The organism is Bacillus salipaludis, from assembly GCF_004358205.1.
Window position 1 is genome coordinate 430,175 of sequence record NZ_SMYO01000003.1, and the last position, 13,092, is coordinate 443,266.

Annotated in this window: 11 protein-coding genes; 3 read left to right on the forward strand and 8 right to left on the reverse strand. The window is 38.8% G+C overall.

The features are described from left to right. Positions 1–321: 321 nt before the first annotated feature. Together E2K98_RS07510 and E2K98_RS07515 are read right to left on the reverse strand one after the other, a co-directional pair. On the reverse strand, positions 322–678 hold the full coding sequence (locus tag E2K98_RS07510) for an ArsR/SmtB family transcription factor (protein ID WP_026575161.1): 357 nt from the start codon (positions 676–678) through the stop codon (positions 322–324). Between the two features lie 15 nt (positions 679–693). Next, the gene (locus E2K98_RS07515; RefSeq protein ID WP_133333623.1) at positions 694–2,439 is read right to left on the reverse strand and encodes a SulP family inorganic anion transporter; all 1,746 of its coding nucleotides are present in this window, start codon (positions 2,437–2,439) and stop codon (positions 694–696) included. Between the two features lie 336 nt (positions 2,440–2,775). On the opposite strand from E2K98_RS07515, the gene E2K98_RS07520 reads away from it, so the two are divergent. Next, positions 2,776–3,564, forward strand: a complete 789-nt coding sequence (locus E2K98_RS07520; RefSeq protein ID WP_133333624.1) for a TIGR00266 family protein — start codon at positions 2,776–2,778, stop codon at positions 3,562–3,564. Positions 3,565–3,654: 90 nt separating this feature from the next. Here E2K98_RS07520 and E2K98_RS07525 read toward each other — a convergent pair whose 3' ends face one another. From E2K98_RS07525 to E2K98_RS07540, 4 genes are all read right to left on the reverse strand, one after another. Then, the gene (locus tag E2K98_RS07525; protein ID WP_133333625.1) at positions 3,655–3,837 is read right to left on the reverse strand and encodes a hypothetical protein; all 183 of its coding nucleotides are present in this window, start codon (positions 3,835–3,837) and stop codon (positions 3,655–3,657) included. Positions 3,838–3,924: 87 nt separating this feature from the next. Next, positions 3,925–5,364 (reverse strand): amino acid permease, encoded by a 1,440-nt coding sequence (locus E2K98_RS07530; RefSeq protein WP_133333626.1) that lies wholly within the window; start codon positions 5,362–5,364, stop codon positions 3,925–3,927. 357 nt (positions 5,365–5,721) lie between these two features. Then, positions 5,722–6,987: a Glu/Leu/Phe/Val family dehydrogenase gene (locus E2K98_RS07535; protein ID WP_235824759.1), complete on the reverse strand. Its 1,266-nt coding sequence runs from the start codon at positions 6,985–6,987 to the stop codon at positions 5,722–5,724. Positions 6,988–7,060: 73 nt separating this feature from the next. Further along, entirely contained in the window at positions 7,061–8,269 is a 1,209-nt protein-coding gene (locus E2K98_RS07540) for an ornithine--oxo-acid transaminase (protein ID WP_133333628.1), read from the reverse strand. Positions 8,270–8,482: 213 nt separating this feature from the next. Between E2K98_RS07540 and E2K98_RS07545 the strand changes: the two genes are divergently transcribed. Beyond that, entirely contained in the window at positions 8,483–9,892 is a 1,410-nt protein-coding gene (locus E2K98_RS07545; protein WP_133333629.1) for a sigma-54 interaction domain-containing protein, read from the forward strand. Positions 9,893–9,937: 45 nt separating this feature from the next. Here the strand turns inward: E2K98_RS07545 and E2K98_RS31615 are convergent, their stop codons facing one another. Further along, entirely contained in the window at positions 9,938–11,113 is a 1,176-nt protein-coding gene (locus E2K98_RS31615; protein WP_235824743.1) for a class I SAM-dependent methyltransferase, read from the reverse strand. Between the two features lie 230 nt (positions 11,114–11,343). On the opposite strand from E2K98_RS31615, the gene E2K98_RS07555 reads away from it, so the two are divergent. Then, on the forward strand, positions 11,344–11,550 hold the full coding sequence (locus E2K98_RS07555) for a DnaJ-like cysteine-rich domain-containing protein (protein WP_026575151.1): 207 nt from the start codon (positions 11,344–11,346) through the stop codon (positions 11,548–11,550). A gap of 79 nt (positions 11,551–11,629) precedes the next feature. On the opposite strand, the gene E2K98_RS07560 is transcribed toward E2K98_RS07555, so the two are convergent. Beyond that, entirely contained in the window at positions 11,630–12,955 is a 1,326-nt protein-coding gene (locus tag E2K98_RS07560; protein WP_133333630.1) for a GntP family permease, read from the reverse strand. Between the last annotated feature and the right edge of the window lie 137 nt (positions 12,956–13,092).

The following is a 13,092-nucleotide window of genomic DNA, read 5'->3' on the forward strand; positions in this document are numbered from 1 at the left end:
CATGTGTAAAATTCACCAAATTACAACGTGATAGCTTTACTTTCACTTTCTTATCCAAACTTCGGTTAAAACTTTGAACAAGCTTTTGCATAAATCTAATCTCGTGCAACGGCTGATTAAAATTTAACATTTATTAGGTATATTGTCAAGAAAGGAACAGTTGACACAAATCTACAATATCCTACATCCATCGCAGTAAATCGTTCCTATTCCATTGTTTATTACCTCATTAAATCTTCTAAAAGGACAGGGTAATGAAAATAAAAGAGAAGGAAATTGTCGAATAATATTTGAGCTATAAATAGGAAAACGCCGAAGAACTTAATTCTTCGGCGTGAGCGTCAACTCTTCTTCTCCATCTTTAAATTTATCTAATATAGAGATGGTATCAACAAGGTGGTTATTAAAGATTTGACGAGCTACAGCTAATAATTCAATAATCATAGGATCTTTTAGGGTATAAATCACTTTATTTCCTTCTTTTGTCCCTGAGACAATATTTTTTGCCCTTAAAACCTGCAACTGCTGGGAAACAGCGGATCCTTCACTGCCAACTAAGGTTTGAATTTCATTAACATTTTTATCCCCTTCAGCTAACAGTTCTAAAATGCGGATTCGTAATGGGTGGGCAAGCGCCTTGAAAAACTCCGCTTTAAATTGCTGCATTTCTAAATTCAAATTTTCCACTCCTTTCTAGAAGGTAGCCGATAACTTTTTCCTACCTTCTGCAGCCCCAGAAGCAGATAACTTACTACACTCCCTAAAGGCAAAATGTTTACAGCCTAAACATTTGTTTTTGTTAATCTGTATGAGGGCGTACTGAATCGCTTCACCTGTATGCTCAAAGAAATGATCCTCTCCAATCATTTGATAGAGGCCGGTCTTCTGTAGAACTCTTTCCGGCTGTGCATTCAGACCTGATATGATAACTATACCACTTTTTGAAAAATGACGGACAATACTGGCTAAAATCGCCTCACCCGTTGTGTCCATAAATGGAACCCGTCCCATTCGCAATAAAAGGATTCCTGGACGGTAGTTAATCGTACTCATGATTGTTTTTTCAAAGGTTTGAGCTGCCCCGAAAAACAATGGTCCCTCCACATTAAAAATACTAATTTGCGGACAATCATGTGTATCCGTCACCATATTTGTATCCACTTTTTCATGCTTATGCTCGCGGTTTGGCAAAGCCTTTGCCGTAACCGTTACATCACTCATCCTCTTCACAAAGATAAGCGCTGACATTACAAGACCTACTTCCACCGCAGTTGTCAAATTGACAAAAACCGTTAATAGAAAAGTAACGAGCAAGGTTAAAGAATCCATCGATTTTGTTTTAAATATTTGGGAAAACACTTTTCTTTCACTCATGTTCCAGGCAACCACCATTAAAATCGGCGCCATACTCGCTAGCGGGATATAGGATGCATGGGGGGCAAAAAATAAGAGCACAAGTAAAACCACGATCCCATGAATAATCCCGGAAAGCGGTGAAACAGCTCCATTTTTTATATTGGTTGCTGTTCGGGCCAAAGCCCCGGTTGCCGGAATTCCACCAAATAATGGCGTTATCATATTAGCTATTCCCTGCCCAATCAGTTCCTTATTGCTGTTATGGCGGCTATTTGTCATTCCATCCGCAACAACAGCAGATAATAGAGATTCAATCCCGCCAAGCATGGCAATGACAAAGGCCGGTTTTAACAATTTCACAATCATTTCCACACTTAAATGTGGAATCTGAATTTGTGGCAATGTACTAGGGATTTCCCCATAGGATGTTCCAATTGTCGCTACTTGACCAGGATAAAAAAATGTTGCCGCAAGGGTGGATACGACTAAACCAATCAGCGGGCCGGGCACCCTTGGCACGATCTTTGGAGTCAATATAATTGTGATCAAGCAAATCCCAGCTGTTAAAATACTGTAAAAATTGGCAGTACCAAGATGAACAAAGATTTCCTTAAGGTTGAGAATAAACTCTTCATGTTTTTTGATTCCCGAAAGCCCTAAAAAGCTTGCCACCTGCCCTGTAAAAATCGTTACGGCAATCCCGGTGGTAAAACCAATTGTGACTGGACGCGGAATGTATTTGATGAGCGAGCCCAGCTTAAAAATCCCCATCAATGTCAGCATAATCCCGGCTAAAAATCCAGCAATTATCAGGTTTTCATAGCCATAAGTCATGACAATTCCGAAAAGAATCGGAATAAATGCTCCGGTCGGACCGCCAATTTGATACTTCGAACCGCCTAATAAGGAGATAAGGATCCCTGCGACAATCGTCGTATAGATTCCATACTCCGGCTTCACCCCTGAAGCGATGGCGAACGCCATTCCTAAAGGAATCGCGATGACGCCTACAATTAATCCCGAAATGAGATCTTTTGGTACACTGCGTATGGAATAATGATGGAATCTTTTGTCAATCAACATATGAACCCTTCTTATCTTCTTATTTTTATATATCTGATTATTTGAATATAGGATAACACGAAGGTTTTAGCAATACTTTTTTCAAAAAAATTTCACTTGTTTTCTATTTTCGCAGATGCTATAATAACAGAGCGATGAGCTGAGTTGTGTAAGCCGAAGAACATTCCTTCATGGAACACACTATGTGGAGTGTGGTTCTTCGCCTCAATACGCGAGAAGGCGCCTTCTTTGAAAGGCGTCTTTTTTTGTTCAATTTTTCCAAATTCTATTAGCACTTCTTTCCTAAATCTTTTACAATAAAGATGGAAGCTTGATTTGAAAAGTGGAGGGATAGACATGAATAACCACGAAATTGATTATAAAATTTATGGGGATGACATGCAGTTTGTAGAGGTAGAATTGGATCCGCAAGAAACGGTCATTGCTGAAGCCGGAAGCTTTATGATGATGGAAGATGACATACATATGGAGACAATCTTTGGTGATGGAAGCGGCGGCGGTGGCGGCCTAATGGGCAAACTATTCAGCGCCGGAAAACGGATGCTGACCGGTGAAAGTCTATTTATGACTACCTTTACGAATCAAGGCGTAGGTAAAAAACATGTTTCCTTTGCAGCCCCTTATCCCGGAAAAGTAATTCCGATGGACCTAAGTGAGTTAGGCGGTAAAATTATTTGTCAAAAGGATGCTTTCTTAGCCGCTGCAAAAGGGGTTACTGTAGGGATTGAATTCCAACGAAAAATTGGGGTTGGTTTTTTTGGCGGTGAAGGTTTTATTATGCAAAAACTTGAAGGCGATGGACTAGCGTTTGTTCACGCCGGTGGTACGATAATTCGCAAAGAACTACTTCCTGGTCAAAGCCTGCGTGTCGATACCGGTTGTTTAGTGGCATTAACGAGTAATGTTCAATATGATATTGAATTTGTAAAAGGAGTCAAAACAGCTTTGTTCGGAGGCGAAGGTTTATTCTTTGCCACCTTGCGTGGACCGGGTTCTGTTTGGATTCAATCACTGCCGTTCAGCCGGCTTGCTAGCCGTGTGTTTGCAGCAGCCCCTTCCCGCGGAGGCGCTAAAGATGAAGGCAGCATTGCCAAAGGCATTTTTGATATGTTTAATGGAGATTGATAGAGAAAGCAGGGCCGTATTTTTGGCCCTGCTTTTAATCTGTTTAAAATAAAAGTGACGAATTTTTCTTGTTCGTCACTTTTAAAAACATTATTTGGTTGGATTCTTTGGACTATTTTCAAGAATTTGAATGTTTTGATCCCTCTCCCCGCCATCTGAAAGCTCTTCGGAAAACTCGTGATTTGCTTTGTTCCCTAATAGCATCTCAGAAGAACGAATGGTCTTTGGTGGTAAATTATTATTAGCTGCTGCCTGCTCGTTCCATTTTCCCATCAAAATCACCTCAAGCTTAGTATTGATATTTTTCATTCCTTTATGATAAAAATACAAAAAACGCTCAAAATGAGCGTTTTTTGTATTTTATATAACCATTTTTTTGTTTTCTTTTAACTGCAGTTCTTGACTTTCTGTTCCATCCTGCTCACGATTCTTCTTAATTTTGAAATGATAAATTAAGTAGCAGGCAATGACAAACGGAACTCCCAGGTAAAGCGCCAAGCGTTGATCCTTATCAAACGCTAAACTTGCAAGAACGATAATGTTTAATGTTAAGCCTAAAATTGGTACAAGCGGGAAAAACGGGGTTCTGAATTTTAGGTCCTCCACTTTACCACCCTCACGGATAAACTTTCTACGAAAAGCAATTTGCGAAGCTGTGATAGAGATCCAGCCTACTTGGGCGCCTAAGCCTGCTACTGAAAGCAGCCATAAAAATACAGTTTCTTCAGCAAAAAATCCTGATAATAAAGATAATAGTGCAATAACCATCGTAATGACAAGTGCGTTAATTGGAACACCGCGTTTAGAAACTTTCGTAAGAGCGGGGCTAGTCATTTTCTCTTTTGACATCGCAAACAACATCCGAGTTGCTGCATAAAGGCCAGAGTTTGCAACTGATAATAATGCAGTCAGGATAACAAAATTCATGATGTCTGCTGCATAAGGGATACCAATGCTATCAAAAACAACAACAAATGGACTTTCGACTACCCCTGCTTTATTCATTGGGATAAGTCCTGCTACAACAAAAACCGCTAATACAAAGAAGAAAAGTGTACGCCAAACTGTTTGTTTAATTGATTGCGGAATAGTTTTCTCGGGTTCTTCACTTTCTCCTGCTGCAATCCCGATCAGTTCGGTGCCCTGGAACGAAAAGTTAACCGTAATCATGGTAATAAGTAAAGCAGTAAGACCATGCGGTAGAAGTCCATGTGCAGTGAAATTTGATAAGAATGGTGCAGGCGTTCCGCCCTTCATATGGACTAATCCAAACATCGCTGCTCCACCTAACACAATAAATAAAACAATGGCAGCAATTTTTATGCTTGCAAACCAAAATTCAGCTTCAGCAAATGCACGTGCGGAAAGTGCATTTAGAGCGAATAGGATGATTGCAAAAACAGCACTCCAAATCCAAACTGGTGTATCAGCAAACCATCTTTGCATCATCTGACCGGCAGATAGTAATTCCAAAGCAACTGTTACTGCCCATCCTAACCAATACAACCATCCAAGTGCAAACCCAGTTCCGGGACCAATAAATTTAGTGGTATAGGTTTGAAACGAACCGGAAACTGGCATGGCAACCGATAGTTCTCCAAGGCATAGCATCGTTAAGAACATTATAAATCCGCCTACGATATAAGAAAGAATGGCACCAGTTGGTCCTGCCTGGCTAATGGTATACCCAGATCCAAGGAATAAACCAGAACCGATTACTCCCCCTAGGGAGATCATGAAAATATGCCTTGCCTTCATCGTTCGTTTTAATTCGTGATTGTTGTTTTCTGGAAAATTCATAGAATTTCTCCTTTCATCCCTGATGTGAATTCGCTTTCAATATGATAAAAAAAATGAAAATAGCGACAATTCTATGCAATAGGGAACGCTTTCAATGTTCCTGCTTGCAATGAGTAGAATAAGCTAATTTGAAAAAATGCGCAAGAGCCAATTCTTGTTAATTTATCACTATTTCTCTTTTAAATATGCAAGTTTCATGCCAACTATAATTGTTTGATTTATGAACTTTTTCGACAAAATGCGCCAAATTTCTTTGCGTTTATATAAATATTTTTGCACATTACTGCAAAAAAAATGCTCCTTCCAAACAAAAGGAAAGAGCATTATATATTTTTACATACAATGTTAAACCGACTCTTATACCCAGCCACGGAAGCGTGATGCTTCTGCAACTTTTCGAATTCCTACCATATATGCTGCTAATCTCATATCTACCTGATGAGTTTGAGCAGCTTGGTAGATATTTTCAAACGATTCGACCATTACTTTTTCAAGCTTCTCTTCAACTTCTTCTTCTGACCAATAATAACCTTGGTTATTTTGTACCCATTCGAAATAAGAAACAGTTACACCACCGGCACTTGCAAGAATATCTGGAACAAGAAGAACGCCACGTTCAGTTAAAATTTTTGTTGCTTCAAGTGTAGTTGGTCCGTTCGCTGCTTCTACAATAATCGAAGCTTTAATTTTATCTGCATTGTGAGCAGTAATTTGGTTTGAAATTGCAGCAGGGATAAGAATATCACAATCTGATTCAAGTAATTCTTCATTTGTAATCGTATTTTTAAATAGCTGAGAGAATGTTCCGAAACTATCTCTACGATCTAACAGATCATTAATATCAAGACCGTTTTCATCATAAATAGCACCATACACATCCGAAACGCCAACAACTTTTGCACCTGCGTCATGCATGAATTTTGCAAGGAAGCTTCCAGCGTTTCCGAACCCCTGAATAACAACGCGTGCGCCTTCAAGAGCCATACCTTTTTTCTTAACTGCTTCTTTAACACACATTGTAACACCAGCTGCCGTTGCAGTTTCGCGTCCTTGTGAACCACCAAGCACTAATGGTTTACCTGTGATAAATCCTGGAGAGTCAAACTCGCGTAAGCGGCTGTATTCATCCATCATCCAAGCCATGATTTGTGAGTTTGTATAAACATCTGGTGCTGGAATATCTTTTGTAGGTCCTACGATCTGGCTGATTGCACGTACATAGCCACGGCTTAAGCGTTCAAGCTCTCTGAATGACATTTTTTTGGGATCACAGATAATACCGCCTTTACCTCCTCCATATGGAAGGTTGGTGATTCCACATTTTAAACTCATCCAAATTGACAGTGCTTTTACTTCTTCTTCATTTACCTCTGGGTGGAAACGCACGCCGCCTTTGGTTGGACCCACTGCATCATTGTGCTGGGAGCGGTAACCAGTAAAAATTTGAACAGTTCCATCATCCATTCTTACTGGAATGCGCACAGTTAATAAACGAATTGGCTCTTTTAATAACTCGAACATTTCGTTTGTATATCCTAATTTTGAAAGTGCTTTTTGAATCACTGTTTGGGTTGAGTAGAACAAATTTAATGCTTCTTCTTCTTGTTGTTGTTCTTTTGTCATTTGATCTATCACAGTATTTGCGGTCATGATTGACACCTCTATAAATGTAATGGTATTGGTTTAACAAATAAAATTATTTAGATAATACTTTTTCAATTTTTTCGAATGCCCAATTGATTTCTTCTTTAGAAATAATAAGCGGTGGGGCAAAGCGAATTACTGTATCATGTGTTTCCTTACAAAGGAGACCTTCTTCTTTCAATTGTTCGCAATATGGTCTTGCCTCTTCTGTTAATTCAACCCCAATAAATAATCCTCTTCCTCGAACATCTTTAATCATTGGATTGTTGATGGTTTTTAATTTTTCAATGAAATAGTTACCTAATTCTAAAGAACGTTCAGCTAATTTCTCATCTTCAAGTACTTCTAAGGCTGCTATGGATACAGCACATGCAAGTGGGTTTCCACCGAATGTAGATCCGTGTGAACCTGGGTTAAATACGCCTAATACATCTGAGTTTGCAACCACACAGGAAATTGGGAATACCCCGCCTCCAAGTGCTTTACCCAAAATCAACATGTCTGGAGTTACCTCTTCCCATTCAACTGCAAACATTTTACCTGTACGAGCAAGACCTGCTTGAATTTCATCTGCAATGAATAATACATTGTTTTCTTTACATAGTTCAGATGCTGCTTTTAAGAAACCTTGTGGTGGGATAATGATTCCTGCTTCCCCTTGAATAGGCTCGATGATAAATGCAGCTGTATTTGGAGTAATTGCAGCTTTTAATGCTTCAAGGTCACCATATGGAACTAATTTAATTCCTGGAAGCATTGGCCCGAATCCGCGCTTATATTCTGCATCAGATGACATACTTACCGCACCCATTGTACGTCCGTGGAAGTTGCCAATGCACGCAATAATTTCCGCTTGATTTTCAGCAATTCCTTTTACATCGTAGCCCCAGCGGCGAGCTGCTTTTAAAGCAGTTTCCACTGCTTCTGCACCAGTGTTCATAGGCAATACCATGTCTTTACCAGTTAATTTACTTACTTTTTCATACCATGGACCAAGTTGATCACTGTGGAATGCACGTGATGTTAGTGTTACACGGTCTGCTTGGTCTTTTAATGCTTGAATGATTTTTGGATGACGATGTCCTTGGTTTACTGCTGAATACGCACTAAGCATATCCATGTATCGAATACCTTCTGGGTTTTCTACCCATACTCCTTCAGCCTTCGCAATTACGATTGGCAGTGGATGGTAGTTATTAGCACCATATTTTTGTGTTTGCTCAATAATGTTAGATGATTTTTGTGTTGTAGCTACTGTCATGTTATATTTCCCCTTTCATTTCGTTGCATTAAATTAATATGCAAGTTTCGTGCCAACTTTATTTTTTGCGGTTTGAAAAGGGTTTCAGCTTTTTGAGCGCCATATTATTTTGCATATATTGATTTTTCAATCACTTAAACGCAAAAATATTTTGCGTATCACCTATTTTTCCGTTAATATAGAATCATAGAGAAAGAAGCAAGGGGAATGACTATGGAGAAAAAATCTATTGAATACTTAGAATATGTAAATCAGATGTACAAACAGATTTTGGATGAAGTGGATGTTGGTGTTCATGCCGTGGACGGTTCGGGAAAAACCATTATCTATAACAAAAAAATGATGCAAATGGAATCGATGGATATCCAAGACGTTATTCATAAAAATCTATTAGATGTTTTCCGGTTCAAGGATAATCAATCTAGTACACTCGTAAAAGCTTTACAAGAAGGTAAGGAAACGAAAAATGTAAAACAAACCTACTTTAATAATAAGGGACGAGAAATTTCAACCATCAATAACACGATTCCAATTTATACCGACGGAGATATTCAAGGTGCAGTAGAAATTGCAAATGATATCACAAAGCTTGAGCGCCTTATGAAGGGAAATATGAATGGTAAGGGTGCACCAAGTTTTACCTTTGATAGTATTATTGGGGAAAGTCCGGCAATCAGAGAAGTCATTGAAAGTGCAAAGCGGGCAACGCGTACCTCTTCCTATGTGTTAATTGTCGGTGAAACCGGAACTGGGAAAGAGCTTTTTGCGCAAAGCATCCATAACGGCAGTAACCGCTTATCAGGTCCATTCATTTCCCAGAACTGTGCGGCTCTGCCTGATAATTTAATCGAAAGTTTGCTTTTTGGGACAAAACGCGGGGCGTTTACAGGTGCAATGGATACCCCAGGACTATTTGAACAAGCAAATGGCGGAACTCTGCTGCTGGATGAAATTAATTCCTTAAATATGAATCTGCAAGCAAAATTATTGCGCGTTCTTCAGGAAAAAACAATAAGAAGGATTGGGGATACAAAGGATACTCCAGTGGATGTCCGTGTCATCGCTAATATTAACGAAGATCCGATTGATGCGGTTGCCAATAATCATATGCGTAAGGACCTTTATTACAGGCTTGGGGTCGTAACTGTTTTTATCCCTCCATTAAAGGAACGGAAAGATGATATTCCATTACTCGTCGAGCATTTTATTCAAAAATATAATAAACGATTCCATATGAATGTAAAAGGATTGCACGAAGAGGTACAGGAATCCTTTCTTGAATATGACTGGTTTGGTAACGTTCGTGAGCTTGAACATGTTATTGAAGCGGCAATGAACAATATGATGGATGAGGAATTAATCCGCTATATTCATCTTCCTTATCAATATCGGAATAAAATGCAGTTAAAAGAACGGATGATTCCAATTTCCTCCGTTGAAACCTTTATTAACCGCAATGAGGAAGTTGCTGTTCCATTGAAGGAACAGATGGAGTTATTTGAAAAGTCTTACATCGAACATGTTTTGAAAAAGAATGATGATAATATCTCTAGAACAGCAAAATTACTTGGGCTAAGCCGACAAAGTCTGCAGTATCGAATGAAGAAACTGAATATCGAATAAAAATTAGGCGGTGTGCAAAATTTTATTGCACACCACCTTTTGGTTTTAAGATTTGCCCGCTACTAAGGTGTACGTTTTCGGTAAGCCAATATCATGGATTTTGTGATTAGGTTCTTCTTCTAATACCGTTATTCGAAGGCCGTTTTGCCCTACAGCAGTTACTACTTCCCCTAACATCCATTTCCGCTGTAATGACTTCGAAAGCTCCGTCTGGTGTTCGGAACCCATATGCTTCGAAAAAGCGACATTGACTTCTTCTAATGACGGATCAAAATAATTCCCCGTCACTTTATGTTTCTTCCCGCTTGAAGTAATGAGCTTTGTTGAGATGGGATGAAATTCATGAAGAATAAAGATTCCACCTTTAGAAAGCTTGGAATAAATGGTTGAAAATAACGGATGTAAGTCAATAAAATAATGTAATACCCCTAATTCCAGTAAGACCATGTCATAATCTTCGTTTTGAATGAGATCTGAAAGGTTTAAGACATCTGAGACTACATACTCTAGTGTAACTCCTGCTTCTCGGGCTACTTCTTTAGCAAAACGTTCATTTTCCACAGAAAAATCAACAATCGTTACATTTGCCCCCAATAAGGAAAGGGCTACCCCCTTAACCCCGTTCGATCCCATTAAATGAAGGATTTTTTTATCTTTTAGATCCCCCATATATTTTAAAAATGGATGCAGACGCCATTCCGGATTCTCTATTATTTTTATCGCAGCATTGGCAGGCTCTCCATATCGATTGATTAATGCTTCGTAATTATTTTGATTCCATGCCCTCTGATTGGCTTTTGTCATTTGTTTTTGATTATTTAAGAGATAAGAATGAACTTTTTCAGCTAGCACCGGATTAACTTTGGGGTTATTCAAGTATGTATAAAATGATAAGCACCAAACCATTACTTCCTCTATTTCTACCGCAATTCGGTAAGGGTTGGTTCGGATAGTTGTATTATATTCGCAATGAATATGTACCCTATTTTCATTGTAACCAAAAGTGAACGAAGCACTTTTGACATCTTTTTTAATCTCAGAAGGCAAATCATCTAGAAACAAAGCATAAACCTGTTCAAGCGCATCCCATTGGACATCAATAAAAATAGATTTCGAACTTTCCATCTGAATTCCCTGTATAGCCAAGGAAGTTGGACCAACAAATTGATAAGAGATATTTTTTTCTTCAAATAATTTAGCGAGACTAAGAATAGTTTTCATAGTGCCTGGCACCACCCGAATTTTGTCGAATTTTATTTCACAAACTTAAGTATTAATACATAAACTATTAATAAGAGGATTGCTTTTTAAGATATGAATCATTATAACAATTAAGTAAAATTCTCTGCAATGGAATCTAATTATTATAACGGATTCTGTTTTTAAAGGAAAAATACAAGCATAAATATTCCATTTTTTACTCATACTAATGAAAAACTGAGGTGATGGAAATGGGATTACTCAACTCCTATAATCAATGGAGAGAAAATAAATACCAAAATTTTGTCTCCAACATGAAAGACCAAGGCAAATGTCCTGATTGCCAAGGCAGAGGCTACACCGTTTATCCCTATAATGAATTTGCTTATTTCAATTCCTTTGAATGCCCAGGCTGTCAGGGCAGCGGTACGTATACAGATTGGGAGGAAACGAGATAATCATTAAAAATCAAACCCTTCGATGGAAAATCGAAGGGTTTTTTGCTGAAATCATTTTCTATTTCTTGTAAAAAACTACCTAAAGGAATGTATCTAGTATCATTGCTACAGCAAACGCTACAAATGAAAGAATCGTTTCTAACACGGTCCACGTTTTAAAGGTTTCTACCACACTTAATCCTAAATACTCTTTTACCATCCAAAAGCCGGCATCGTTCACATGCGAAAACATTAAGGAACCTGCACCTGTCACAATAACCAGCAATTCAAGGTTAACCCCCGACATATGCTGAATGACCGGTGAGACAATTCCGGCTGCAGTGGTGAGTGCGACGGTTGCAGAACCCGTAGCAATTCGGATTAAACCCGCAATGATGAAAGCAAGCACCAATGGTGACAAGGATAAATTATTTGCCATTTTAGCAATGGTATCCCCTACCCCACTCTCAATTAAAATCCCTTTAAATCCCCCACCTGCACCAATAATGAGCGCAATCGATCCAATTGGGAGCAGGCATTCTTCGGTTAATTTTTTAATCAGGCCTCGGTCCATTCCCTTGCGCATCCCGAGAAAATAATAAGCCACAAAAACGGAAATGAGAAGCGCAATAATCGGACTGCCGATAAAAGTAAAAAATTTCATTAACCCTGGAGTCAATCCCAAATATGGTGCTACAGCCGATAAAACCATCAAAATAACCGGAAGAAGGATAATAAAAAAGGATATCCCCGTTCCAGGTAAGGAGGTGGACCTGGTTTCAATTTTAATTAATTCAGGCTCTCCTTCTGGAATCACCCGTTTATGAACCCATTTTGCAAATATCGGGCCTGCGAGGATTGCCGGTATAATTGCCACAACGAGAGAATAGATTAAGACTTTTCCAAGATTGGCTTTATAAATACTAATGGCTGCTAATGCCCCTGGGTGCGGCGGGACAAGGCCGTGAACAATAGATAAACCTGTAATACACGGCAGTGCGATTAGTAAAATATTTTGCTTTGATGTTTTCCAAATGGAAATGACCAATGGTAATAAAATTAAAATTCCTACTTCAAAAAATACGGGAATACCGATAATAAAACCAGATAGTAACATCGCCCATGGCAGGTTCTTAACTCCAAATGCTCGAATAAAAAATTCTGCTATTTGTGTCCCTGCACCTGTGTCGGCCATCATTTTACCCAATATGGTTCCTAAGGCAAGGATCCCAATTAAGTGTCCTAAAACACCGCCAACTCCTGTCTCATAGGCTGCAACAATTTTATCAAGCGGCACTCCCGCTACTAGCGCTAAAAACATACTGGCTACAAGTAAACTAATAAATGCATGCCACTTAAAAACCGATACTCCGACCACGACAATGAGAATCGAGATGACTGTCATCAACAATAAGTATGTATCCAAATATATTCACCGTCCTACTAATATGTTTTCCTGAATTTCTCCAGGAAGATAGTGAACAATTAATCCTCCTATGAATTTCTATTAGATTAGGTGTATTGTTTACCATGTCACAAATGAAAATACAAATTTTTTCTCCC

Bases quoted from the DNA above. Each gene is read 5' to 3' on its own strand.
- E2K98_RS07515 (WP_133333623.1), bottom strand. From the start codon at position 2,439: ATGTTGATTGACAAAAGATTCCATCATTATTCCATACGCAGTGTACCA.
- E2K98_RS07520 (WP_133333624.1), top strand. From the start codon at position 2,776: ATGAATAACCACGAAATTGATTATAAAATTTATGGGGATGACATGCAG.
- E2K98_RS07525 (WP_133333625.1), bottom strand. From the start codon at position 3,837: ATGGGAAAATGGAACGAGCAGGCAGCAGCTAATAATAATTTACCACCA.
- E2K98_RS07530 (WP_133333626.1), bottom strand. From the start codon at position 5,364: ATGAATTTTCCAGAAAACAACAATCACGAATTAAAACGAACGATGAAG.
- E2K98_RS07535 (WP_235824759.1), bottom strand. From the start codon at position 6,987: ATGACAAAAGAACAACAACAAGAAGAAGAAGCATTAAATTTGTTCTAC.
- E2K98_RS07540 (WP_133333628.1), bottom strand. From the start codon at position 8,269: ATGACAGTAGCTACAACACAAAAATCATCTAACATTATTGAGCAAACA.
- E2K98_RS07545 (WP_133333629.1), top strand. From the start codon at position 8,483: ATGGAGAAAAAATCTATTGAATACTTAGAATATGTAAATCAGATGTAC.
- E2K98_RS31615 (WP_235824743.1), bottom strand. From the start codon at position 11,113: ATGAAAACTATTCTTAGTCTCGCTAAATTATTTGAAGAAAAAAATATC.
- E2K98_RS07555 (WP_026575151.1), top strand. From the start codon at position 11,344: ATGGGATTACTCAACTCCTATAATCAATGGAGAGAAAATAAATACCAA.